Source organism: Paenibacillus sp. Soil766 (assembly GCF_001428105.1).
Classification (GTDB): Bacteria; Bacillota; Bacilli; order Paenibacillales; family NBRC-103111; genus Paenibacillus_E.
In genome coordinates this window covers 66,345-91,432 of sequence record NZ_LMSJ01000010.1, presented here as the reverse complement: position 1 = coordinate 91,432, position 25,088 = coordinate 66,345, and the positions used below count along the sequence as shown (strand labels likewise).

The 25,088-nt window shown below is 45.7% G+C and carries 19 protein-coding genes; 14 read left to right on the top strand and 5 right to left on the bottom strand.

Going from position 1 to position 25,088, the window contains the following annotated elements; all coding sequences use genetic code 11:
* Window positions 1-35 precede the first annotated feature (35 nt).
* From ASG89_RS08645 to ASG89_RS08635, 3 genes are all read left to right on the top strand, one after another.
* Complete coding sequence (locus ASG89_RS08645) at window positions 36-7,670, top strand: S-layer homology domain-containing protein (RefSeq protein WP_235549668.1); 7,635 nt, start codon at window positions 36-38, stop codon at window positions 7,668-7,670.
* A gap of 271 nt (window positions 7,671-7,941) precedes the next feature.
* Window positions 7,942-8,619, top strand: coding sequence for a hypothetical protein (locus ASG89_RS08640; RefSeq protein WP_057310197.1), 678 nt, complete (start codon window positions 7,942-7,944; stop codon window positions 8,617-8,619).
* 33 nt (window positions 8,620-8,652) lie between these two features.
* Window positions 8,653-9,036, top strand: coding sequence for a hypothetical protein (locus ASG89_RS08635; protein WP_057310196.1), 384 nt, complete (start codon window positions 8,653-8,655; stop codon window positions 9,034-9,036).
* 141 nt (window positions 9,037-9,177) lie between these two features.
* Here the strand turns inward: ASG89_RS08635 and ASG89_RS08630 are convergent, their stop codons facing one another.
* A complete protein-coding gene (locus ASG89_RS08630; RefSeq protein WP_057310195.1) occupies window positions 9,178-10,692 on the bottom strand; it encodes a methyl-accepting chemotaxis protein in 1,515 nt (504 codons plus the stop codon).
* Between the two features lie 193 nt (window positions 10,693-10,885).
* The gene (locus ASG89_RS08625; protein ID WP_057310194.1) at window positions 10,886-11,329 is read right to left on the bottom strand and encodes a carboxymuconolactone decarboxylase family protein; all 444 of its coding nucleotides are present in this window, start codon (window positions 11,327-11,329) and stop codon (window positions 10,886-10,888) included.
* A 210-nt stretch (window positions 11,330-11,539) separates the two neighbouring features.
* Between ASG89_RS08625 and sigJ the strand changes: the two genes are divergently transcribed.
* The 6 genes from sigJ (at window position 11,540) to ASG89_RS36980 (ending at window position 18,905) form a co-directional block, all read left to right on the top strand.
* Entirely contained in the window at window positions 11,540-12,427 is an 888-nt protein-coding gene (sigJ, locus tag ASG89_RS08620; RefSeq protein ID WP_057310193.1) for an RNA polymerase sigma factor SigJ, read from the top strand.
* A 193-nt stretch (window positions 12,428-12,620) separates the two neighbouring features.
* Window positions 12,621-12,815 carry a hypothetical protein gene (locus ASG89_RS08615; RefSeq protein WP_057310192.1) on the top strand — a complete coding sequence of 65 codons (195 nt, stop codon included), beginning with the start codon at window positions 12,621-12,623 and terminating at the stop codon, window positions 12,813-12,815.
* Between the two features lie 212 nt (window positions 12,816-13,027).
* Complete coding sequence (locus ASG89_RS08610; RefSeq protein WP_057310191.1) at window positions 13,028-13,603, top strand: TerD family protein; 576 nt, start codon at window positions 13,028-13,030, stop codon at window positions 13,601-13,603.
* Between the two features lie 58 nt (window positions 13,604-13,661).
* Window positions 13,662-14,918 (top strand): TerD family protein, encoded by a 1,257-nt coding sequence (locus tag ASG89_RS08605; protein WP_082592913.1) that lies wholly within the window; start codon window positions 13,662-13,664, stop codon window positions 14,916-14,918.
* Between the two features lie 47 nt (window positions 14,919-14,965).
* Window positions 14,966-15,511 (top strand): hypothetical protein, encoded by a 546-nt coding sequence (locus ASG89_RS08600; protein ID WP_057310189.1) that lies wholly within the window; start codon window positions 14,966-14,968, stop codon window positions 15,509-15,511.
* A 412-nt stretch (window positions 15,512-15,923) separates the two neighbouring features.
* Entirely contained in the window at window positions 15,924-18,905 is a 2,982-nt protein-coding gene (locus ASG89_RS36980; RefSeq protein WP_063867787.1) for a rhamnogalacturonan lyase, read from the top strand.
* An 851-nt stretch (window positions 18,906-19,756) separates the two neighbouring features.
* On the opposite strand, the gene ASG89_RS08585 is transcribed toward ASG89_RS36980, so the two are convergent.
* Window positions 19,757-20,938: a GGDEF domain-containing protein gene (locus ASG89_RS08585; protein WP_235549667.1), complete on the bottom strand. Its 1,182-nt coding sequence runs from the start codon at window positions 20,936-20,938 to the stop codon at window positions 19,757-19,759.
* Window positions 20,939-21,333: 395 nt separating this feature from the next.
* Between ASG89_RS08585 and ASG89_RS08580 the strand changes: the two genes are divergently transcribed.
* A complete protein-coding gene (locus ASG89_RS08580) occupies window positions 21,334-21,957 on the top strand; it encodes a GGDEF domain-containing protein (protein WP_235549666.1) in 624 nt (207 codons plus the stop codon).
* Window positions 21,958-22,027: 70 nt separating this feature from the next.
* Here the strand turns inward: ASG89_RS08580 and ASG89_RS08575 are convergent, their stop codons facing one another.
* Window positions 22,028-22,435 carry a DUF6855 family protein gene (locus tag ASG89_RS08575; RefSeq protein ID WP_057310185.1) on the bottom strand — a complete coding sequence of 136 codons (408 nt, stop codon included), beginning with the start codon at window positions 22,433-22,435 and terminating at the stop codon, window positions 22,028-22,030.
* A gap of 117 nt (window positions 22,436-22,552) precedes the next feature.
* Between ASG89_RS08575 and ASG89_RS08570 the strand changes: the two genes are divergently transcribed.
* Genes ASG89_RS08570 through ASG89_RS08555 form a run of 4 tightly spaced genes read left to right on the top strand, consistent with a single transcriptional unit; the run spans window position 22,553 to window position 24,279 of the window.
* Window positions 22,553-22,876 (top strand): ArsR/SmtB family transcription factor, encoded by a 324-nt coding sequence (locus tag ASG89_RS08570; RefSeq protein WP_063867786.1) that lies wholly within the window; start codon window positions 22,553-22,555, stop codon window positions 22,874-22,876.
* Complete coding sequence (locus tag ASG89_RS08565) at window positions 22,860-23,318, top strand: SRPBCC domain-containing protein (RefSeq protein WP_057310184.1); 459 nt, start codon at window positions 22,860-22,862, stop codon at window positions 23,316-23,318. The genes ASG89_RS08570 and ASG89_RS08565 overlap by 17 nt, the downstream gene beginning before the upstream one ends.
* A gap of 57 nt (window positions 23,319-23,375) precedes the next feature.
* Window positions 23,376-23,768 (top strand): SRPBCC domain-containing protein, encoded by a 393-nt coding sequence (locus ASG89_RS08560; protein ID WP_235549665.1) that lies wholly within the window; start codon window positions 23,376-23,378, stop codon window positions 23,766-23,768.
* 4 nt (window positions 23,769-23,772) lie between these two features.
* Window positions 23,773-24,279, top strand: coding sequence for an SRPBCC family protein (locus ASG89_RS08555; RefSeq protein WP_235549664.1), 507 nt, complete (start codon window positions 23,773-23,775; stop codon window positions 24,277-24,279).
* Window positions 24,280-24,368: 89 nt separating this feature from the next.
* On the opposite strand, the gene ASG89_RS08550 is transcribed toward ASG89_RS08555, so the two are convergent.
* Complete coding sequence (locus ASG89_RS08550) at window positions 24,369-25,082, bottom strand: DsbA family oxidoreductase (protein WP_057310181.1); 714 nt, start codon at window positions 25,080-25,082, stop codon at window positions 24,369-24,371.
* Window positions 25,083-25,088: the final 6 nt, after the last annotated feature.

Genomic DNA, 25,088 nt, shown 5'->3' with positions numbered 1-25,088 from the left:
GAATCTTGTATATGAGACTAGGTTTTTTTAAATCTTTGAGGGAAAAGCTTTCTGTTATTTTGGTTGTGACATTGCTGGCAACCAGTGTGGTGCCTGTTGCGGTCGGTGCGACGGATTCAGGCAGCAGTCCATCACCATCCATAACTGAGGCCGTGTACGGCCCTGGCGGAAAGAACGCAGCAGTTACGTCAATACCCGAATTCACAGGAACACCACTTTCCTGGAATTTGCTTAATAAGCTGAACCATGGGTTCTTTTCCATGATCTACGCCACCTATGACACACCGATTACGATGCTCAGCGCGGATGAAAAGTACTTGGCAATGATGACCTACCCGTTGGATGACGAGCAGGCGAGCAGGCGGAAGGTAGTAGCTTTACAGGACCGCAGTACGGGTATAATTCAGATCATTCGTACGCCGGATATAACCGGAACGGTCATTCATTTTGCGATGTCTTCCGATGCTCGATATTTTGCTTATACGTATGCAGAAGACATTTCAAGCGCAAAGGTTAAAGTTTACCGGTACGACCGCGTTGCGGATACGTTGGAGTTGGTTAATGGTACCATCTCTGCGAATGAGAACAGATTAGAAGATAGGGACTATGTATCCATCAGTGCCGATGGCCAATATATCGCATTTGATACGGAGGCCAAGGGCTTGGTGCCAGGAGATACGAACGATAACCGTGACGTGTATCTCTATAACCACTCAGGATTAGGTTCGAAGTTGGAACGTATCAGTATTCCTAAAGAAGATACTTACAACAATGACAGCTGGGGTCCTTCCATCAGCGTGGATGGCAAGCAAATCGCTTTTGTCTCGAAGGCGAAGCTGACGGATCTTGAGGATCATGTCGGGACGAACAGTGTGTATATATACGATCGAAATGCCGAGGCAGGAAAAACACTGCAGCGTATCTCGGAAGGAAACTCGCCTTCGATTAGTGGAGATGGCCGTTATGTGGCTTTTGCCACGCTCAGCAGTAATTTGGCCCCAGGGGATAACAACAACAAAGCAGATATCTATGTGTATGATCATATCGAGGAAAGTTTCAGTAGGGTTTCCAATCGTGCCGATGGGTCTCAACACCCGGGAGACAGCCAGTTTCCTTCCATTAGCCGAAATGGTGGATATGTCGCTTACGAGGTAAAAACGAATGAAAGCCAAGACGATTCGGATATCTATGTGGCGGACAATAAAGGTTATGCGTCTACGAAAATGGAAGTCCCAGGCTCTACCTTCCCGCTATCAACGGCTAGTAAGAGACCTACGGTAGGGGATACGGGAAAAACGGTATCTTTTTTCTCCACCTATTTAGAGAAAATCGGTACGGTGGAAATTAAGCTTTACGATTATTTCATTGCAGCTAACGGAACAGTTCCGGTATGGCCGTCTGGAAGTACCTTGGTGGCAACCAACGAAGGTGCGGATCATATTACCCTTAGCTGGCCGCAAGCTTCTGATCCGGATGGCGTGACGGGATACGCGATTTATAAGAACAGCAAGCCTATTGCCTATGTACCGGCATCTCAAGCCAGAACGATAACGTTGACCAATCAGGTGCGTGAGGATGGCGACGATTACTTATTCCAAGTGGAGGCTATTGACAGTCGTTATCACATGAGCATGAACGGCCCTACTTATAATTGGGCCGGAGACGGAAATCCTGGCAAGTTTTTTACGTGGTTGGGGGAACGGGGCAATGGCCAAGGTGCCTTAGTGAAAGGAAGCAAGATCACCATTTATGCAGGAGGGACTCCCGGAAGCGAAGCTAAAGTGGATGTATCCTTTAAGGAATGGGAAGGAAATGTCCAGAAGTCGAAAACCATAACGATACCTTTAAGCGAATCACTAGGGCTTGGTGGTTATTATTCGGGCTTTTTCACTCTTTCATCGGAAGCGACAGAACTAACGGCTATGAGATTGACGCTGACCAGAGCGGGGAACGTGGAAGAAGAAGCTGCTGATAATCTACCGATTCCGGTAGGCGGAGGGCTCCAAATTAACTTTACCGGAGTCTCGCAGGCGGATCTGGCCGGCGCGATTCTAAGTATTGACAACCCTGAAACCGGACAGGAAACCTTTACGATAGGTGACACTGGAATTGAAACGCTAAGCGGAGTCTGGCCAAGCGATGAGTATCGTGTTGTCCTCCGAACACAGGATTATCTGTACGAGATGGGCAGTTTAGACCATGTTCGCGTTGAGCCGGGTAGAACAACTTCGATAACGCTTCCCGTTTCGATGCCGGCACAGTTCAGGGTAAAGGTGTTGAACTTCGAAGGGAAGCCGGTGCCTTATGTTCCGGTTACACTGTGGGATGAGAAACATGAGCTCCTGGATACAAGGGCCACAAGGGAAGACGGTATGACAGATTGGCGTGAAGGTTTACTTCAGGGGCAGACGATTACGGCCGAACTGGACCTGAGCGATTTGTACTATGAACTTCCTGCCGGCTCTAATCTAAGTATGAAACTCGATGGCGGAGACAATGTATTAACTGTCAATGTTGTTTCTCTCGATAGAGGAAGCTTGGATCTAACCGTGAAGAGCCCGGATAATAAGCCGGTATTCAATGCGTATGTAACGGCTACCCAAATCTACAAGGGAAAACCTGTCGTGGCCAAAGCGCGCACCAGCTTAGACGGTAGAGTGCAGTTTGAGCTTTTTGCTGGGGAAGTGGTGCTGGAAGCAGCAGAGTATTCGTACGGGTACAGCTCCGGTCTGATCACGGCGCAAGTTCCTGCCGAGCTTACGACAAAGATGGACATTCCGGTGAAACAGCCGGAGAAAGGGGTTATTAACCTCAAAGTGTTCAAAAAGGCGCTGGACACCGAGTGGCAAGGTCCGCTCGATATGCAAAACGAAAATCTTTCGTCCACGATTAAAACCAATTATGGATGGATTCATACGTATTATTCCAATGCAGTTACGCTAGGCGGAACGCCAGGCACTCCGGTGAATGTGTGTGTATCCGGTGTGATATACGCTTTCGTGAGCGTTTGTAAAAATGTCATCATGGATGAAAACTCGAATGCCACGGCCGAAATTCGGTTAGAAGAAAAAGGCGCTCGTGTTCAGGGGAAAGTGCAGCTCGACCGTAATATTTATTATAGCGCTACACTTTATGAACTGAAGGCAAACGGGAATAAGGTGACGGTAGCTAACGTCTGGGATGATAATTTCCGCACAACGCCCTTTAATGTGAATGTTCCGAAGGCCGGCAGTTACCGCATGGAAATTTACAAAAGTATACGAGAACAGGGATATAAATATCGGTACGAGTATGCAACAAGAGATTTTGTAGTTGCAGAGAATCAAATCTTGAACTTGGACTCGATCTCGTTTAGTACATCCAGTTACTTCCTTAACAAAGCGGGTAATCATTTCTCGGCTCAACCTTCACGTGCGATTCCAGGCAGTACCATCACGCTAAGAGCAGCCTATCGCAACAATAATGAGCAGAAGGCCATTAAAGCCGCGTTGGAGCTGGAAATTCCTGAGGGAATGACATTGGTATCTGATTCCAATGGAAATAAGGCGGTGACCGGAGGAAACGGTAATCCTATTACTGTGGATGAACGTACGATAAGTGTTCAGTTAGGTGATTTGGCTAAAAATGATAACGGGATGGTTACTTACAAGCTAGCGGTATCTCCTTCTTTTGATAAAAGCAGCGTTTCTGTCTCCGCGAGGATGAAAACGATGCTTGGTACCGAATCGGTCGACGAAATCATCGGCGCTGTGCAAATGGATACACCAAAAGTGACGTTGGATGCTCCGAAACGTGTTTCGGATGCCAATATGCAAACGGTGCTTAGCGGCTATGCGCCTGCCGGAAGTACCATCAGCATCTATGATACTGATGTCAAAGTAGGCGGAGCCGTTACGAATGCCGCAGGTATCTGGAAGACTATGGCGACGCTTGCGGATTTGGGCAATCCAAGTATGCACGCATTGTGGGCAACAACAACCGTGAACAATGTGGACCTACAATCGGAAAAGGAATATGTCCAGATGGACAATGGAGGGCCGCAGTTGCTTAAAATGGCTTTCGCTCAAATGCCAGACCGGAAATGGGTGACTGTTGAAGCGGGCAAGGAAGCTCCGAATTTTTCATATACCGTAGTTCCAGGCCATCCGTTCCAATTCGATTTCGAGTTTACTAACCCAGATCTGGTGGAGAATGTTCGCATTTATATGGACGGTCAGGAAGGGGAGCCGATATTCGCCTTAAGAGAGGGCAGCTTATTCCGAGCGATTGTGCCTACTACGCATGACGCGTTGGGTGGTATTTATGTTGACTATGACGTCAAAAAAACACAACGCACCTACGATGGTGCACTGCCGAACATGGAGCAGATTCGAACGGCGTTTCCTCCGAAAATGAGGGATTTCGAGGTCGTATCTACGACTCCTTTTGAGAAAATCAATGGTGTCTACGCGGGGACGGTAGAACTTAGCTTTCCGCAGCTTAACAATAAGAAGATGAGCATTAAGCTTACTTTAGATCCTAACTCGACCTACAAGCCCTCCGAGGAGGAAAAAGCGCTGGCTGTACGCTCCGGGGTGCCAGCTATACAGAAGAACGTCGAGGTCACCGAAACGGATACATCGTTCACGATTGCTATGAGTGGATATATGCCAGGAGATCTGGTAGGTAATGAGTTGCAGCCTTTGGCTGGAAGCAGCGCAATGGCGGCTACCAAATCGGGGGACTGGGGTCATACCGCGGAGTATTTTATGGAAATAAAAGGCGATGTGGATGGCGTGAAAGAACATGTCTCTGGCATCAAGGAGCAGTACGAGGGGTATAAAGGCTATGCCGAGAAGATTAACAAAATCATGTACAACGTTGAGTCGAGCGGGATGGACTGTATCGAAGAAATGCCAACGACCGCAAAGCTGGCCGGTAAGGCTTTAGCAGCAGTGGTCATTGGTGAAGTTGCGAAAACCGCGCTAGGTGCATGGACCGGAGCTATGGCATTAACAGGCCCTGGCGCAGTGGTTGCCGGTGCAGCTACGAGTGTTGCGGGAGACAAGATTGATAATTATGTTGATGAACAGATCGATGCCGTAGGTTCGGGATACAATCAATGCGACGATAATCCGGATAAGAAAAAGAGGAAGGGCCGCCTAATAGCCAATCCTCAGTGGATTTATGACCCGAGCGGATATGTCTATGAAGCTGTAAAGAGCAACCCACTTGCGGGTGTAACGGCAACCGTTCAATATCTGGATACGAACTCCGGTGAATGGAAGGTTTGGAAAGCTGAGGAATATGATCAGATTAATCCGCAATTAACCGATGAAGCCGGTAAGTACGGGTGGGATGTGCCGCCTGGGAAATGGAGAGTTCGCTGGAGTAAAAACGAAGACGAAGATGGAGATGGAGACCGAGACCCATACGAGCCCCTTACAAGTGCTGAATTAGATGTGCCACCTCCGCATACGGAGGTAAATGCCGGACTGGTTTCACGAGTCTCACCTAAAGTCACAACGGTAACCGGTGTGACTTACAATGGGGGCAGCTATGTTGATCTTACATTCTCCAAATACCTCAAAGTAACAGATCTTACGGGAACTGCCGTGAAGATCACTGATGTGAGCGATGCTGAAGTGGAGGGGGCTGCTCAGTTCATACAGATCGAAGAAAGTGCAAGTGAAGCCGGTGTTATGCTGTCCCGAACGGTCCGTTTCACTCCGAAGAACCGGTTTGTAGAAGGTGGAACTTACAAGGTGAAACTAAGCAAAAGCTACTACACCAGCTATGCGAATACGGGGATTCTACAGGGTGATACAGATCCGCGTAGTTTCACAGTGGTGAAACTTGATACTACCGGGCCTATTGTGGAAAGAGCCAAAGTGGAGAGCGGCGGCCGGATCATTCGACTGACGTTCAATGAGCCCATCCAAATGACTGCTGATCCTGCCAAGTTCCAAGTGAATGGCATGGTGGCGGATATCGTAAGTTCTGCTGTTGCTGTAATGAAGCGAGATGAAACAGAAACGCCTGAGTTGCTCTTGACAATGAGTGAACCTATTATCGAGCAGTCCACCCTCGCCTTGTTAGACGGAGCTGTAAAAGACCGTAAAGGGAACAATTCGACAGCGGGGAACGTGTCATTGACTTCTGATGTTAACGCAGATCTCAGCAGTCTGACGGTTGGAAGCGGGACACTATCGCCTGTGTTCGATTCTGCTAAAGTTGATTATAGCTTGCTGCTCCCTAAGGGAACGAAGGAACTTACAGTGACTGCAACTGCAGCGCATAGCAATGCTATATTGAAATTTGGCACAGATGCGGTATTGAGCGGGATTCCGAGGACCATAACGATACCGGAAAATTATATAATTCCTATTACGGTTTCGCTTGATGGTGGGAAGCTTGTGAAGACGTATAGGTTAAACGTTAGCTACAGTAGTGACAGTACTGGCAGTTCCGGAGGTTCAGTTCCGGCAACGAAGGACCCTCTAAACTTAGGTGAGACGGCCCGTATGGAGAAAAAGACAGCCTCAAACGGTGGAACCGCCCTAGTTGTGGATATCCGCCAGGATGCTGTTGCCGAAGCCTTAAAAGATGGCAAGAAATCGAAGCAGCTGTATGTCGAGGTGCAAGAGTCTCTGGATGAGCTTATCCTTCAATTGCCAGTGGAAAGCATGCGTGAGCTGAATGCAGCACAAGCTGAGTTAATCGTGAAGACAAAGCTTATGCATGTGAAACTGAATGCGGGATCCGTTCAAACCAGTGGCTTGGCTGAAGGTTCGAAGATTCGTTTGGTTATTGTCAAAGCTGAAGAGCAGTTGGAAAAAGCCGCGACAGAAGCGGCACGCGCACAAAGTGATGCGGTGAAGATGCTGACGAGTGCGGTGTTCTTGCATGTAGAAGCGGTTAAAGGAGATCAAGTTACACCGATTTCCCTGTCCGAGAAAAACATGCTGCAAGGGGAGTATCCTGAACTATACGAAAAATCTGCAGAGGTATATCGCTATGATGCAGACTCCAAATCTTGGATCTATGTCCCAAGCAAAAAGAATGCGGATGGCAAGGGCTTGCTGTTCGATATCAACGCTCCGGGTCCGTACGCTGTGATGAGCTTTACCAATCAATTTGGGGACACTACGGGACATTGGGCTCAGCAGGATATCGATTGGATGGCAAGGCGTTTGTTGGTGAACGGGGTATCACCGACAGCGTTTAGACCGGAAGGCTTCGTCACAAGAGCTGAATTCACCGCCATGCTTGTTAGAGCTTTGGGTATTGGGGTAAACGGGAACAGTCAAGACGAACAATTTACGGATGTAAATAAAGATGCATGGTACCGCGAGGCCGTACTGGCGGCTGCATCCAAAGGTCTTGTTAACGGTTTGGAAGCGGGAATTTTTGCCCCAGATGAGACGATTACTCGTGAACAAATGGCCGTTATGATCAGTAGAGCTTTCGTATTTACGGGTCTCGACAGAAGTTCGTCTATAGATACAATTTCAATAGATGACTTTGCTGATAGCGATAAAATTCAGAACTGGGCAAGAGCCGATGTAGAGCTCGCGTTGAAGGAAGGACTTATCCGAGGTATGAGTGACGCAGCATTTGAACCAGCAGGGATAACGACTCGTGCGCAAGCCGTTGTCGTGATCAGGAGATTATTAAATAAGTTGGAATAGGGAGGAATAAGCAAAAAGAGGCAAAACCACAACAGGTAGTGCGTAACAGGGGATAAAGCCTCAGTCACTCCAAGGATATTGTCTCTGTGTCAGTACCGTCAGTACCGTCAGTTGCGTCCCATTGACGCTATTGACGGTATTTTCGCTTTTCGAGGCCTAGTTAGAATGTATTAAAGTTAAAATGTTAAACCATATGTCGTGTAGTATGTATTTACATATTGTATTACATATGATAATCTTATATTAAGATAATGATTGGAGGAAGGGTCGAATGTCCAAATCACTTCAAGAAACCATTAGAAAAGCATTGAATGTTAGCAAAGAGGAAGGAGCCAAGAGGCAAATTTCTCTCATGATTGATGAGAGAGTACTTCAAATGACTGATGTTGTCGTTGAACAGTTCAAAGGTCTAACAGGCGGCAAACTGGTAACTTCGCGTAATCAATTGATTGAGACAGCTGTGGAGGAATATGTTAAAGCGGCTGCGGAAGTACTGCTGCAGGATCATTTTATTAACATTGAGGAATTACTCGATTCTAAAGATAAAAATGGTGAAGATGAGTTAGAAGAACAAAGATTAGGGGAGGAGGCTAAAGGGACGAGAGATCTAGCTATATTTCCGGCTAGAAATGAAGGGTTTGAACAAGTGTTCCTTAAAAAGCAACAATGGTATTCAGTTCGTATCGCAGAGTGGCGTATTCCAACCATTAAGTATATTGCTTGCTATCGTGGAGCACCGTACAGTGGAATTACACACTACGCAGAGGTGCAGGAGATTAAACATTTTCAAAATACGAACAAATACATTATTTACTTCAAGGGACCAGCTATTGAATTAGAGCAAAAAGTAGGTCTTGGTAGTAGTGATGTGATGGAGGTTCGGAAAGCGCGGTATTCGAGTCTAGATGCGCTGCTAAAGGCAAGTGAAGTTTCTGAGTTATGGTCATAATAACGAGTTCACAAAGATATGGGGGAATTGTATATGAATGATATTCAGGTGTTCCATAAAGGTGATATTACGTTGGTCAATACAGGAGTCCTTGTTAGTATAGGCGATCAGGCTTATGGTTGGTTCGATAAAACAGGCGATAAAATGCGGAGGATTGCAGTATTACCTAATTCTATCTTAAAACCTAATCTGAAGCCTAATACACACAAAGGTGAATGGTTACCGAATGAAATAGAGGAAATGTTAACTACTGGCCATATTAGTGCGATTGGAAATGGGCAGTTTAAGGTCTTAAAGGCATTTCAAGGATCGGTAAGCGGGACGAAAGTAGCTGTTCATGACGAAGGGTCAAATAGTGGTTACAAGCACTGGACTGATCCATTAGGGAAGTTGATAGTAAATCCGGATAAAAATTAAGACACGAGAGGAATCTCCTGTTATTGTTGTTAGTTCTCTAAACGGATTAATTCACTTTTTTAAAGAATTCATAATATAAGAAAAGTGAGCATGCACAAAAAAGCTATCCCCAACCGGAGGATAGCTTTTTGATATATGGCGTTATTGAGTGACCACTCGCAAGTTTTGCTCGGCTTCCTTAATACGAGCCAAGTTCTTGCGATTGTTGACGAGCAGGGATTGCAAGGTTGCGGACAACTCTTCGAGTGTCGCAGATGCTTCCTCAGAGATCGCCGCCAAGTTGGTCGTGGAATCGCTGATCGTTACGGATGAGTTGGTGATCCGATCCATAAGCTCGCCATAACTCGTGGAGAGTACCTTAAGCATCGTGACGGAATCGGTAATGGACTCGAACGATTGCTTTGTTTGGCCTGTAATCTCCGTGCTCTGCTGCATGCGCAGAGAGACTTGATCCATGCGGGCACGGGTTTGGCTAGACAGTTCAGTGAATTCCTTCAATTGCTCGGAAATGCGAATCGCAGATTTAGCTGTCATATCGGCCAGCTTACGGATTTCATTAGCGACGACTGCAAAGCCTTTGCCATGTTCGCCTGCTCTTGCCGCCTCAATGCTGGCATTGAGCGAAAGGAGGTTCGTTTGATTCGCGATATCCTGAATGGTGTCGCTGAATTGGCTTGTTTCATCTAAACGCTCGATCAGGGAAGTTGTGTCGTGCGAAACCGCCTCAATATCTTTGGTGAAAGCTGAGAAAGTATCCGAAAGCTGCTCCATACGGCCGAGACCTTGGTCGGAGAGCGTAGCAGCTTCGGATGTTTTTCCAAGCAAGTTGTAGATCGAGTCGGACATTTCTTTGATCAGCTCATTCATGTGATTCACGGACTCATTAATGGATAGAGTGGAGTCGACTTGGTCGCCTGCGCCTGTTGCAATATCCTGGAAGGCGTTGTTCATTTCATCAAAGGAAGAGCTGTCTTCCTCGGCTGATTGTGTGATGGAATGCAGATGCTCGGTGACCAACGTAACTTGCTTGGCGGAGATTTCACGTTGCTCCTGCTGAAGGGCAAGGAACTGCTCCGCTTGCTTCCGGGCTTCTTCCATGCTTTTGTTCATATAGCCAGTAACCTTCAAAACGGCGAACATCAGAAGGCTAATTAAGAAAAAATAAATGAGATAAGTAGGTACTGTTTGTGGATCTATTTGCAGCGCATCTTTTTGGCCGACGAATTGGTAGAGTACCAGAGCAAGTCCCCATACAGCAGAGATGAGCCAAGGCAGCATTTTCATGAAAATAAGCGCCATGAGCATCATGTAATAGACGGAAAAGACGTTGGTGACATCCGATGTTCCTGTCATCTGCACGGTAGTCGAAATGCCGCTGGTAATGACCGCGAAATAACATAAATAATGAATAAACTTTTTGGAGAAATGCAAGTAGGCAAACGTCAACCAAATGAGTGTTTCAAATATAAGCGTAAACTTAAGACTAGAGTCCATCGCACCCGCGCCTAAGGCAAGCACACTCATATATATGAGAAAAGCAGTTACAGTAATAGCCAGAAAAACAATAAAGTTCCGTCGGATGACGTCTTGGTCACGAAGCGAAACATGTGATTCTTGCTTTGAATTGTGCGTGTTGAACACGGTCGAAATATTCATCTTCATCCCCCATTTTGTATGCCGATCATTGTCGGTCTGCTCTATGAGGGGAATTCTGCACAGCTTGGAGGAACTCCTTTTAAAATGATGCTTAACATGCACGCAGACACGTGGCAAAATGGCTGCTCCTGAGTAGATTATAACCTAGGAGCAGCCCCAAGCTGTCGACTGTACTGCATCCTACACTAGACCTCTATTTCCGACTAGGCAGCAGTCGTGTCGCAATTCCAATTCGATTCCAACTATTAATCGTATTTATGGCCATAAGCAGCACCATGAATTGTCGCTCATCAAATTCTCTTCTCACCTGTTCATATACTTCATCCGGTACTCCTGCATCTGCGATTTGAGTCACTGCTTCGGTTAATGCCAACACGGCACATTCCTTCTCGGTATAAAAAGGTACCTCTCTCCATACAGGAAGCAAATAGAGCCGCTGGTCCGTTTCGCCTAGTTTAACTAAATCTTTCGTATGAGAGTCAATGCAGTACGAACAGCCGTTGATCTGAGACGACCTTAGCTTAATTAACTCGTATAAATGTGCATCTAGTCCATTACTTTTGATAAACGCTTCTAGCTTTAACATCATGTCTGTCGCCTCAGGGCAGGCCTTGTAATAATCAAATCGTGTACTCATGATAAATCTCCTCTTTCCGTATTTTTTTTGGTTACGCGTGATCTAGACAATTGAGGGTAACTTTTCGTGACAACAAACATTTCTTTTTTATGAAAATCCACAAAAGCCTTTCGGAATAGACGGATTTGCTATATGGAAAATTTTTCTTTTCGCTGATATACTAGGTCTGCATCTGCTATTCCATGGGGATAGAGCAGAAGGGGGAATATTGTGACTATACACTTCCAAACGGTTTATACTACGTATTATTCATACCTGAAATCCGTGGCATATCATTTACTGGGATCGGTTTCGGACGCGGAAGATGTCGTTCAAGAACTATTCTTGGACGTTCACGACAAGCTGGATCGGATTGAGCATGTGAAGACGTATCTGACGCGTGCTACGACGAATAGGTGCCTGAACATATTGCAATCAGCTAGGAAGAAAAGGGAGGTATACCCCGGAACCTGGCTGCCGGAACCAACCTCTGAAGCTTGGCAGCAGCCGAATCAGTTGGCGGAGCAACGTGAATCGCTATCGTATGCCTTTATGATCATGCTTGAGCAGTTGGAACCGCTAGAAAGAGCGATTACTGTGATGCGGGAGGCTTACGATTATCCGTATGCAGAGATTGCTCAGCTGTTGGACAAATCAGAGGCTAACTGCCGCCAGATATATAGTCGCGCTAAAAAGAAGCTAAACCCTAATCGCTTACAAACACCAGTCAGTCAAGCGCAGCAGGCTTCGCTGGTTGAGCAGTTTGTGACTGCGTTCCAAAGAGGAGACTCGCATGCATTGGTTCGATTATTGACCGATACTTCGAGGCTGATATCCGATGGAGGCGGGAAAGTTAGCACAGCGATTAATCCGATTTATGGCAGGGAGCGTGTGGTGTCATTCTTGATTGGAGTTTCGGCCAAGCGGTATACGCACTTGACGTATGCTATGACGATGTGGAACGGGCAGCCAGGGGTGGTGTTTTATGAGAAGGATACGCCAGTTTCGTTGCTAATGTTGGAAATGGATTCGCAGGTTTCTCAAATCCAACGTGTCTATTTCGTTATTAACCCGGATAAAATTCGGCTAAATCAGTCGTCGGAGAGCAGACTTGGTTAGTGAATCCCGCCTCCAGTCCAACATTGAGCAACCCCCACCTCGTATTCCTGGATGAAACAAAGATGGATGTTTGGAACGATTGGTCAGGTGTGATGACAAAGTTCGGTGAAATGCTGGGGCAGGAGGAGCTTGCGAAAAAGCAATCGAGCAGTTCACCACGGCGTTTGCTCAAGCGAAGGATCGGATTAAAGGCGTGGAAGGAACCGTTGCTTACGCACAGGTTAGAGAGAAAACGATGTGGCTGCAAGGCACCAAATATGTCGGTCATTACTACGAGCCGCTCGGTCTGAAGCCACCAGAGCAAGCGAATGGAGATGGCGCACAGCTTAGCCTTGAAGGCTTAACTAAGATCAATCCGGATTATATTTTCCTAGGATACTTCAATTAAACGGATAAATCCCTGCCTGCCATTGCAGATGCGCTTAAAAAGTAGTCCGCGACATCCGCGACACCGTGCTATATCCCTTTGCAAACAAGAAGAGGCATTCGTTGAGGATGCTTCTTTTTTGCTTCTTCTACACAGAGTAACAAATCTATTTAAATATGGTAAACTGTTCTATATAGGCATGTCCAATATATGATGTGAAAGGTGAGATAACTATGTCGATTGATTTATCCAAAGGTCAACGCATTGACCTAACCAAAACGAACCCAGGTCTAACCAAAATAATTGTAGGACTTGGCTGGGATACCAATAGATATAATGGCGGTGGAGATTTTGATCTCGATGCCTCCGCATTTCTTCTGCATGAAGATGGCAAAGCGAAATCAGCGGCTGATTTTGTATTTTATAATAACCTTAAAGCGTATGATGGCGCTGTTGCTCATACAGGTGACAATCGCACCGGGGAAGGCGATGGTGATGACGAGCAGATTTTGATCGATTTCTCCAAAATACCTGCCGCGATCTCTCGTATCGGTATAACCGTTACGATTCATGATGCGCAGCAACGTGCCCAAAACTTTGGCCAAGTGAGCCATGCCTTCGTAAGAGTAGTGAATGAAGCGAATAAGAATGAGATTCTTCGCTATGATTTAGGTGAAGACTTTTCCATAGAAACAGCGGTCGTCTTCTGTGAATTTTATCGTCATGGAGGCGACTGGAAATTCCAAGCGGTAGGTAGTGGTTTCGCAGGCGGATTGGCTGCGCTAGTAACGAACTATGGCTTGAGTTAGATGTTGGCTTGTAAAGGGTGGTTGCCTTCTGGTTGCCACCCTTAGGTTTACATATTTTATGAAGAAGGGTGAAGTCAACATGACCGTCGTTGCTGTAATCAAAGGACAAAAGGTAGATGTAACGAAAACGCACCCAGAACTTTCCAATATAACTGTCTTTATCGGTTGGCAGGCCCCCAAAGAAATTGAGCTCGATACTTCGGCCTTTTTGCTTGCGCAGAACAGTAAGGTTCGTGGTGATGAAGATCTTATTTTTTACGGAAATCCGAGTAACAGCTTTATGACATACATCGAGAAGCAGACAAATGAAAGACAACTGAATATCGATCTGAAACGTGTGCTGACGGCCGTTGATAAGATTGCTTTTACACTGACGATCTATGAAAGTGAAGCCAGGCGTCAAAACTTCAGCGGGGTGGGCAGCGTCTATCTCCGTTTCGTGAATGGAGCAACAGGGCAAGAAATACTTCGTTATGACTTGGGTAATCAGTTCTCCGTAGAATCGGCCATTGTTATAGGAGAATTATATAGATACAACGGTGAGTGGAAGTTCAGCGCAATCGGTGCTGGATATGCTGGAGGCCTTAAAGCGCTATGTGCAAGCTATGGTGTTGTTGTAAATGATGAGCCAACGTTGAAAGCACCGGACATTCAGATCGCGCCGCCGAAACCAGAACTGAAACCAGAACCGAAACCAGAGCCACAGATTAATCTTTCCAAGATTGTATTGGCGAAAAAAGGGGATAAGATCAACCTCGAGAAGAAATCGGGCGGTCTAGGGGAAATCTTAATCAACCTGAACTGGAATCAAAAACCAAAAGATGACGTCGCCTTCTGGGTGGATTCACCAAACGGAATCGATCTTGATTTGGCTTGTCTGTATGAACTTAAGGATGGCAGAAAAGGTTTAGTTCAGGCGCTAGGCAACACATTCGGATCGCTTACGCGTGAACCTTATATAGCTCTCGATGGTGATGATCGAACTGGCTCGGTTAAAACGGGAGAGAACATTCGAATTAATGGAACCAAGCTGGCAAATTTCAAACGCATACTCATCTTTACCTTCATATACGAGGGTGTGTCGAGATGGTCTGAGGCGGATGGCATTGTCACGATAAAGCAAAATGGCGGACCTGACATCATTGTTAAACTCGATGAACACGACAACGATCTCCCGATGTGTGCCATCGCCTTGTCTCAGAATGTGAAGGATGAAACGTTGAGTATTGAGCGAATTGTACGGCATTTTAAGGGTCATCCCGAAATGGATCAAGCCTATAACTGGGGTTTAAGATGGGTTGTAGGAAGCAAATAAACCAAGTCATGGCGTAAGACAAGGGTATCGTTCGGGGAGGTCCGTCTATGTTAGAATTCTCTTTTGAAATCATGTCAGATTCAAATATTAACATCGAATATATCTATGGCAGCGAACTGTTCAAGTTAAATCTTTTTCTGAAAAATGGGTACTGGACCATCCATCCCTTTGACGGAATGCTCCTTCAAAATCGAGAGCTATGCAAACTCGTCATCATTGATTTATTCAAAAATAAATATTTTCAAATCATGCTGGCCAAAGAAAATATTGCATTATCGAGCTTACGAACATCGATTGAATTGGATCCATCGAGCGAGCCTGAGGGATTGAATCCTGCGGAACGTAGAGGGGGCAGGCGGGACGCTCCTATTGATGAAACAGAAGAATTCATTGGCAATCATTCTATTGAGGAAATCATTCAGATTGAGCATGATTTGCTTGAGCAGAGAGTTACCTTTTATGGGGAATTGTTGAAGAAAATGTTCATGGACAACTATGGTCCTGGCGATTATGAGTTTGATAAGGTGCAATCCCTAGTACGTATATTCAAAGAGTCGCAAGGTAAGATGATCGAGCTCGCGAATGCCAAGTAGTCGCTAGGGATTACTAAGGAATAGACCTCACCTGCCAACGAAATGGCTAAGAGGTCTATTTTTTCATGCTTTTATACCCTTTTTATATACGAGATCAAGAAAAGAGAACTTTAGTCAAAAATGTCATATATCTGCCAAATGGTATCCTGCAAGAGAATTTCATTTTTAAAGAAATGTCTAATAGACGGCGCAGCTAGCCAAGTCCTACAGTTAGTACACGGGCCAATCATACCAACAGGTATGAGCTGTAGGGGTCAACGCTTTGGATTCTGTTTGGCGAGGGGGGAAGAGGGAGCAGTTCTGACGGATGGCAGCAAGTGATTCTTAGGATATGCAAAACCTTGCACGATGAGGAATTACCGAGAGAATGCACAATACTCTCATAGCTCGAACAGAAGGAGTGAAAATAACAATGCGAACTAACAGACAATGGAGAAAAGTCGTTTCGTTACTTCTTGCAAGCGCTCTCTTAATACCGAACTGGTTGGTGGCGTCCGCCGCTGTTGGTAACAACGGGACTGAACTCGATAGCGTTTATTATAGTGATTTCGGTGATTCAGTCGCGCCGGACCCTATTAATTGGGGATTTGTAACAGCGAATGCTACGGTATCGATTAATACATATGAAGTGATGGGGAATACCACTCCCATGCTGCAGTTCACTCAGACGAACCAAAGCGGGGGGCGCGTAGCGACTAAGAGCTTCGGCACTTCGGTGAAAGGCAGCCAAATTCTTGTTGAATTTGATTGGTATCCTGGCAAGGTGAATGATAAATCCGCGAGCAATCCTAGTGAAAACGGCGGTGAGTTTAGGATCCTCGATAGCACGGGCAATACGGTATTTACGGTAAACAATACGAATAACGCACCTTTGCAATATTTTGCAGGAAAGCAGCCTGCCGCGAGTACGGGTGTTACGAATCCTCAAGCGTGGTATAGGGTAGGGATTAATCTTGATGTGGAAAATGAGGTTGTCAAATTCAAGCTTACCGATAAAGCTGCGGGCACAAGTCAAGAATTTACGTCTTCATTGAATGGTGTAGCTTTTGACGGTTCCGTCGCTTCGGTTAAATTGGTGGGCATGCGGACATCTGGCAATAATATCGCTTGGACGACGTACCTTGATAACTTCGGTGTGTATCATATGCCGATTCCAGAAAATCGAATTACGAAAGTAGATAAGTTATCCTATCATACGGTGTATGTTGATCAAACTACGTCGGATATCCATTCCATTGGTTTACCGCAATCGGTTAGCGTTACCCTAGCAAATAATAGTAAGGGAATCGTGCCTGTAAGTTCGTGGGTTAACGTTGGCAAGCCTTGGAATCCGCATGAAGCGGGCGTATACACGTTCAAGGGTGAACTAGCGGTTCCTGCGAGTCTGGAAAACGGTTTTGGTCGATATGCAACCCAATACGTATACAACCGTCTTACACCGCCAAACACGGCAAGACAGACAGAGTGGCTGGACAGAGGCATAATCGCATTGAAATCAAATGAGGGCATATTCGTTAGCTGGCGTCTGCTTGCAGACGAGTATGATCGCGATGTGAAGTTCAATATTTACCGCAACGGGCAAAAGCTGAATACATCACAATTGTCTGTTACGAATTATGTGGATACAGCTGGTGTCCCAGGTGACGCCTACGAAGTGGAGACACTTGTAAATGGAAAGGCAATAAAGGGCAGAGAGGAAACATTAGCAGCAGCTAACGATTATCTATCAATCCCTATGCAAAAGCCTGAAGGAGGAACAACGGCTACTGGCAGCTACACGTATAGTGTTAATGACGCTGGTGTAGGAGATTTGGACGGTGATGGTGAGTACGAAGTTGTTGTGAAATGGTACCCTTCTAACGCCATCGACAGCTCACAGAACGCGATGACGGGGCCGACGGTTTTTGATGCTTATAAAATGGACGGCACACTATTGTGGCGGATGAATATGGGGCTTAACCTCACATCAGGAGCGCATTATCATCAATTTATCATTGCCGATTATGATGGGGATGGCAAAAGCGAATTCCTCATTAAAACGGCAGATGCAACGACCGTCTATGGGACAACGGATGGGAAATTTGACAGCAGCAAGGTAATCAGTGTCATTGGCAATGCGGCGGATAATGGCAAATGGGTAAATGAGTTCGGCCATATTTTCGGGGGGCCAGAGTACATTTCCGTTTTCAAGGGTGAAACGGGTAAGGAGATCGACACCATTGATTATGCATTCCCGTTGGGTGATGTAGCTTCATGGGGAGACACTTGGCATAATCGTTCGGATCGCTTCCTTGCAGGGCTGGCTTATTTGGACGGTAAGAAACCGAGCGCCATTTATGGCAGAGGCTATTATGAACGGACGACGTATGTGGCCTATAGCTTAGTGAATGGCAAGCTCAAAGAAGAGTGGACCTTCGACTCCGCACAAGCAGGCAGGGGGGCAGGTCTAGGCTTCCACAATCTGGCCACAGCGGATGTTGATAATGATGGTTTCGACGAAATTATCGCAGGTTCGTTGACCCTGGATCAGGACGGCACCATCCTCTATGAAATGAATGGCGAGATGCAGCGTGAACAGGGTTCGCATGGCGATGCGCTTCATGTAGGGGCATTTGACCCAGCCCGTGAAGGTTTGCAGGTCATGGCGGTACATGAAGTCCCATCTGTTGCATCGGTTGAACTGCATGATGCTGCAACAGGGGAAACATTGATGTCCTACAATGGTTACGTGGATACTGGACGCGGCTTGGCGGCCAATATTACCGCAAGCCCAGGCTTTGAGTTCTGGGGCACAGGAGGTACCACACCAGCGTCGGGCGGAGGCATTTACAACGTACAGGGGCAGGTCGTTGCGGATAGCTTTAGAACGGCAGGCGTATCTGTGAATTTCGCCCTTTACTGGGATGGGGATTTATTGAGTGAATTACTGGATAATACATCCATTTCAAAGTTTAATCCAGTAACGAAGAAATCGGAGCCCTTCAAAAGCTTCGCAGACGTAGTCAGCAACAATGGAACGAAGGCGACTCCGACCTTACAGGCCGATATCTTAGGAGACTGGCGCGAAGAAGTTCTTTTGCCTACAACAGACAGCTCGGAACTTAGGATCTTCAGTACAACGATTCCTACGGAGTACCGGATTTATACACTTATGCATGACCCGGTATACAGAAACGGAATTGCATGGCAGAACACGGCGTACAATCAGCCGCCGCATTTAAGTTTCTACCTCGGTGAAGACATCAGAGAGATTGTCCTGGCAGGCGGATTGCAGGCGCCTAAAGTCGATTATACCGATAAGCATCACGATAAGAAGCCTAAGAAACCGAAAGATCCAAAAGATCCAATAGACCCAAAGGACCCAAAGGACCCAAAGGACCCTAAAGGAGCTTAAAGGAGTTTAAAGGAGTTTAAAGGAGCTTAAAGGAGCTTAAAGGAGCCTAAGATTCAAAAGACCACTAGGATGGAAAAACCCGCTCATGGAGCGGGTTTTTTCTTACCACATAAACATGTATAAGTTTCACATGATGAGGCGGCAATATGCGGGTTGGGAGTTTCTTAACTATACGGTGCTCCAGGCAAATAGATGGATTTTATACAGTTATATTTCGGAATTTTCCGATCAAAAGCTTATTAGATGGAGAAAATACAGTTAATTTTATACAGTTTGGCTGATCTGTCCAAAAGGGGCAGTTTTAACTACATATTTTACAGTTAAATCGAGTTTTCGAAGAAATTCCTCGTAAATAGCTGTATATTTTCCAGTTAATACAAATGTGTAGCGTACGTGGCCCCTCAAACGCCACCAACGCCACCAACGCTACCAACACCGTCTGAAATTCCGTTCGATAGTTGTGTGAAAATCACAAACAGAAACTCAACACGACCGTAATATCCTTCTCCGTTAGATCGATATGCCCGTGTTCGTTTCGGTTTAATTGATATCCGTTTTCCTCGATCCCTTTACATATACGAAATAGCCGATGTTCATCCATTTGGATTAGCTTCGCGAATTGTGCTAAATACATGGGCGTATCATTTAGAGAAATCATCTTACCTACCTACTCTCTGTGAGGGTTATTTGCGACTTAGAATTAAATTAACAAGAATGGGTTGAAAAGTATCAGGAAAATTGTCGTCGATACGTTCAAAATAGGGATTGTTTGATAGTTTGTCACAAACCATGGCCAGGCAGTTCGAGATGAGCACGAAAACAACAAAAGGCCGCCGCATCATAGCGACAGCCTACTCACATAAATTTTTCTGAGAATGTACCAAATGGTTATCTACAGAGCCGCGAAATACACCGTTTCGGCCGTTCCTCTTGGCTTGGTAAAGGGCCTTGTCACACGTGGAGTAAAGCTCCTCGAGATGTGTTCCCTCATCCGGAATGATCGTGAGAACTCCTAAACTGATAGTATAGGAGAGTTGTAATTCAGGAACTTGTGCGCCTTCTGCAGCCTGTCTAAGTTTCTCAGCATAAAGCGAGGAATCTCGTTCATCCATGCCGGGTACGACAATGGCAAATTCGTCTCCGCCATATCTTGCGAAGAGATCATCAGCGCCGAGCTGCCCTTTCATTCGTGTCGTGAGGTCAACAAGTACTTGATCGCCAGTATCATGACCGAATGTATCATTGATGGACTTGAAATTATCAATATCAAACAGCAGCAGGGTGATGGGTTTCTGCATTTTCGCGTAGGCGGTAAGATATTGATTGGTACGTGTGATAAACGATCTGCGGTTCAATGCACCCGTTAAATCGTCATAATTGGCCATCCGAAGAAGGGCTTGGTCGGTTTGTTCTTTCATCAAGAGAATGAATCCCGTATTTCCCGCAATCATGACGAAATATTGGCCTAGCAGCACCATGCTCTGATTCCCGTTGAGATGATAAAAGCTGATCAATGTATCGAAGAATACGGCACTGAAGGCACGAATTAGAAGAAATACGAGAATAGTAAGATAAAGATAACCGAGGACATAGCTGACCATGGATTCGGCTCGTCGTTGAATCATTTTGTATGCTGGTAGGAAGAGTCCTGCAGCTATAGCTATGGAAGTAAATGAAATTCTAAACTTCTCGTCATTGTCGAAAAATAGGATGGAATGGAAGCCGGCAATGTTGAAGAGGGTCAGCGCAATATATACATTTCGTCCGAGCTTGCTCAGGATATTCTGAATTTTTAGCACGGCAATAGTTTCAAAGGTATAACCGATAAAAAGTGAAGAGTTCACAAGAGAGATTGTAAGTGGATCCATAAGGCCGCCACGAAGAATTAAGATCACCCACGCAGCAGCCTGTAAGCATTTTCCATATAAAAAGTATCTGATTGTGCTTTCGTTCTTATGTTGACGCCAGTAAGCGATAATGAACACGGCTGTAAATAGGTGGCCGATGACCAGTGTCACCAGGATGGTTTTCATATCCAAAAGTAGACCCATTTCGAACCTCATCTGACTGTTAGAAGTATTGGATGTTATCAAAAAATGTCGAATACAAATACTTTACCATATAATTGAAGCGATTTGCTTCAAATTTTTGACCACATAAGAATTTATAAGTTTCCGAGGCTCGGAAGAACAAATTCTTATTGGCGATAAAAACCACCTTTGAAACGCGGTCGCTCTTCCTCGAAGGACTTCGATAGAAGTTTTTCTCATTGTGATAGTTTTCGAGCCAATTCGACGGTATAGTCCAAATATTTCTTGAAATGTATGGAACAAGTGTGTCACTATAGACCTATATATACATAAATTGGATGATGGTGAATGGGATGAACTACTCGGGACGAATCGTTATAATTTCGGTCGTTATAGTCATGATTGTAGCCTTAAGAGCCTACGGTACGCTGTATTATAATTTCCCCTCTCTTCAATTTCCTGTCGTTGGCGTATTCATTTTATTGGCAAGTTGGGTGCTAGGCACGCAGTATGATCGATTGAAGTTCCTCTCTGAAAAAGATAACCTCACGACGCTGTATAACAGAAGATTCATCCTCGAGGCTTTTCCTAAGCTCATTACTTCGGTGGAGCGAAGACAAGGGCAATTGATTTTATATTTCATTGATGTAGATAATTTCAAATTAATTAACGACTCTCGCGGGCACAAGATCGGTGATCAAGTGCTACAGCGCATCGCGAATGTTTTATTGCTCGATTTACAGAAAAAGGATTTAGCCGCACGGTGGGCGGGGGATGAATTTTTGATTCTTTCTACAACTACGGATGCGTCCAAGAAAGAAGTATTGATCCGTCATATTCAGAACGAATTAAAGCAAGCTTCGAGAGAGTTCAATTTGGAAATATCCGTGTCGATCGGAACGGCTGTGTATCCTGACGAGGCACGGACCTTGGATGATTTACTACATGCCGCAGATCTCGATATGTATTCTTTGAAGTTAGATAGGAAAAATACGAACATTGTCGCTAGAATCGATAAATAGAATTAGAAGAGCCTGTCACTTCAGTAGAGTGACAGGCTCTTTCTTTAAGTCGGAGTAGCTCTTGTGTATTTTATAACGCCCGCATCCGATTATTTCTTGGATTGTGTTCGACTTCCGCAAGACCGAGTGCCTCCATTAATGGGGGGACATACATGCCGAATCTGCCGCGTAAACCTTTCTTCAAGCCATACCAACCACCAATTGGGTTTTCAGGAGAACGCCCCCAAGCTTCAACCGTGCCTTCTTTGGCTGGCTTCTGCTCATCAGCGCTGCCCAGCTCAATCCAATCTCCATGCTGCTTGAGCATCGCGTGTAAGTCATTAATGCAACGGTAGTCGTAATGCAGAACGGTTTTACCTACCGTGCAAACAAGGATATCTTTGCCATCTTTTTCATCTTTATACATTTCAAATTCGGAGGTTTGTGGGGGTGTTTGTAATGGCCACGGATGTTCTTTTGTACCGATCACTGTCGACATTGGAATGGCTCCTCTGATTATTATTTGTACGCATGTACAGAATATATCAAATAAGGAAGCAGTACAACAAACCATATTTAAGTTGACACTTAATTTAGTCTGTGCTAAATTAACGTCATGATAGATAAAGCCATTCAAGCGATAACGGAGCCTAGGCGCAGAGATATTTTACATCTTGTCCGTGATGGAGAACTGACCTCCAGCGCGATTGCGTCACACTTTGACGTATCTGCACCAGCCATTTCACAGCACCTGAAGGTGCTGGAAGAAGCAGGACTCGTTGTAGTTAGACGAGATGGAACTAAACGATTTTATGGCATAAGGAGGGAAGGGTTTGCTGAGTTGATGCTGTACATTGAGAGCTTCTGGGATGACAGCTTGATGCGATTGAAAGAAGCCGCGGAAGAGGAGGAAAGGAGAAAACATGACGCAAATCAGTAGCAGTGACACGATTAAGAAAGAAATTTTTATCGAATGCCGTCCGGAGACGTTGTTTTTATTTTTTACGGATCCTGAGAAATTAGTTCGTTGGATGGGACGCCACGTATTGCTTGATCCAAGTATCGGGGGCAAGTATCGCATTGATGTGAATGGCAGTGACATTGCGATGGGGGAATATAAGGAATTGGTTCCGAATGAGAAAATCGTGATGACGTGGGGTTGGGAGAAATCGAAAATGGTTCCACCGGGGGCAAGTACGGTTGAATTTAAACTGACACCGAAAGATAACGGGACGCTTTTGGAATTGACGCATTATGATTTGCCAGCAACCGAAGTTGCTTCGCATGTACAAGGATGGACGCATTATATGCCTCGCATTCAAGCGATCGCACAAGGCCAAGATCCAGGTGTCGATCCATGGTCAGAGCAAGCTATGCATTAAGCATTGGCATATATCATAAAAATGATTACGCTAATTAGAAAATAGAGGGGGTGCGAAATGATGAGTGGAACGATTCGTCAAGAAGTGACATTTACAGCTGACCCTGCACGTATCTACGAAATTCTTACGAGCAGCGAACAGTTCAGCAAAGCTAGCGGCGGAGCTCCTACGGAGATTAGCACAGAAGAAGGCGGGGCCTTCTCTTGCTTCGGAGGCATGATTCTCGGTCGTAACATTGAGCTTGTGCGGAACAAACGTGTTGTACAAGCGTGGCGTGTAGCGAATTGGCCGGAAGGTATGTATTCGCTAGTTAAATTCGAGCTTCAAGAGAAAGGTTCTGAGACGTTGCTGTTATTTGATCATTCTGCCTTCCCGGAAGAGCAAAGCGAGCATCTTGCAGCAGGTTGGTATACGAATTATTGGGAGCCGATAGCGAAATTATTAGCTTAATTGAGTGAAGAAGCGCGCTGATAGTTGGCGTGCTTTTTATATTAAAATGGAGGTTGTCAATATGGTTGATGTTTTCACAGAAATAACAATCAATTGTCCTCGTGAGCAAGTATCGGAATATGCGGCTAACCCAGATAAGGCACCGGAATGGTATGTGAATATTAATTCGGCCGAATGGCACACAGCTAAACCTCTCCAGGTAGGGTCAAAAATTGCTTTTAAAGCCAACTTCTTGGGCAGACAACTAGCCTATGTGTATGAAGTCGCGGAATATAGCCCTGGTCATAAACTTGTGATGCGTACCGCCCACGGCCCTTTTCCCATGGAAACGACGTATACGTGGGATTCAGTGAATAGTCGTACCACACGGATGACTTTGCGCAATAAAGGAAATCCGACAGGCTTCTCCACGTTATTTTCTCCGTTTATGTCTTTGATGATGAAAAGGGCTAATCAAAAGGACTTGAATAAAGTGAAGTTGATTATGGAAGCGCGCTCGGAGCCACACTAATCAAATATTCTAGGTTACAGCGAAATAATAAAAGTAGAAGAAGCACCCGCGAGGGTGCTTCTTCTTGTGATAAGTGCTAACGCCGCGACTTATGGTTTGTTCGGGACCACACATGTGCCGTCCAGACAAGCCTCATCATCGCTGGTTGATTCTACAACCTGTGGTGGCTGCTCAGCATCCCAGAGCTGTTGCATCGCGTTCAAGTATACGCCGCTTGCTTGGGCCCCGGATATGGCATGTTTGCTGTTAATGACATAATACGGAACGCCGCGGATTCCCATGCGGCTGCCATTCTCTTCTTCGGTCCGCACCGAATCGGCGAACTGATCACTCGCGAGAACGGACATCGCTTCTTCCCGATCAATCCCAACGGCTGCAGCGATGTCAGCAAGGATATTGTGGTCGCTGATATTCTTAGATTCGGTGAAATAGGCGCGGAATAACAACTCGGATACCGCAGCGCCATGGCCATATTTCTCGGCAAATAACCGTAAACGATGAGCATCGAATGTGTTCGTCAGCACGAGGCTATCGAATTGAAAGTCGAGCCCATCTGCCGCAGCTTGTCGACGCATCTGCTCATTCATGGCGATGGCTTCCTGACGGCTCATGCCGTAGCGGGATGAGAGCATATCATAGACGTCATGCGGGACGCTTTTGGGTGCGTGACGGTCTAGCTCGAAGCTGCGATAGATAACTTCAACCTGATCGCGGTGTGCAAAGCCTGCTAGAGCTTGCTCGAAGCGGCGTTTGCCAATGTAACAGAACGGACAAGCGAAGTCCGACCAAATTTCAACTTGCATGAGGTT

What these genes read in the sequence shown, in the direction of transcription:
- ASG89_RS08560 (WP_235549665.1), top strand. Translation starts at nt 23,376, where the DNA reads ATGATGAGTGGAACGATTCGTCAAGAAGTGACATTTACAGCTGACCCT.
- ASG89_RS08605 (WP_082592913.1), top strand. Translation starts at nt 13,662, where the DNA reads ATGAAGAAGGGTGAAGTCAACATGACCGTCGTTGCTGTAATCAAAGGA.
- ASG89_RS08585 (WP_235549667.1), bottom strand. Translation starts at nt 20,938, where the DNA reads ATGAAAACCATCCTGGTGACACTGGTCATCGGCCACCTATTTACAGCC.
- ASG89_RS08635 (WP_057310196.1), top strand. Translation starts at nt 8,653, where the DNA reads ATGAATGATATTCAGGTGTTCCATAAAGGTGATATTACGTTGGTCAAT.
- ASG89_RS08600 (WP_057310189.1), top strand. Translation starts at nt 14,966, where the DNA reads ATGTTAGAATTCTCTTTTGAAATCATGTCAGATTCAAATATTAACATC.
- ASG89_RS08575 (WP_057310185.1), bottom strand. Translation starts at nt 22,435, where the DNA reads ATGTCGACAGTGATCGGTACAAAAGAACATCCGTGGCCATTACAAACA.
- ASG89_RS36980 (WP_063867787.1), top strand. Translation starts at nt 15,924, where the DNA reads ATGCGAACTAACAGACAATGGAGAAAAGTCGTTTCGTTACTTCTTGCA.
- ASG89_RS08640 (WP_057310197.1), top strand. Translation starts at nt 7,942, where the DNA reads ATGTCCAAATCACTTCAAGAAACCATTAGAAAAGCATTGAATGTTAGC.
- ASG89_RS08570 (WP_063867786.1), top strand. Translation starts at nt 22,553, where the DNA reads ATGATAGATAAAGCCATTCAAGCGATAACGGAGCCTAGGCGCAGAGAT.
- ASG89_RS08610 (WP_057310191.1), top strand. Translation starts at nt 13,028, where the DNA reads ATGTCGATTGATTTATCCAAAGGTCAACGCATTGACCTAACCAAAACG.
- ASG89_RS08565 (WP_057310184.1), top strand. Translation starts at nt 22,860, where the DNA reads ATGACGCAAATCAGTAGCAGTGACACGATTAAGAAAGAAATTTTTATC.
- ASG89_RS08625 (WP_057310194.1), bottom strand. Translation starts at nt 11,329, where the DNA reads ATGAGTACACGATTTGATTATTACAAGGCCTGCCCTGAGGCGACAGAC.
- ASG89_RS08580 (WP_235549666.1), top strand. Translation starts at nt 21,334, where the DNA reads ATGATTGTAGCCTTAAGAGCCTACGGTACGCTGTATTATAATTTCCCC.
- ASG89_RS08550 (WP_057310181.1), bottom strand. Translation starts at nt 25,082, where the DNA reads ATGCAAGTTGAAATTTGGTCGGACTTCGCTTGTCCGTTCTGTTACATT.
- ASG89_RS08630 (WP_057310195.1), bottom strand. Translation starts at nt 10,692, where the DNA reads ATGAATATTTCGACCGTGTTCAACACGCACAATTCAAAGCAAGAATCA.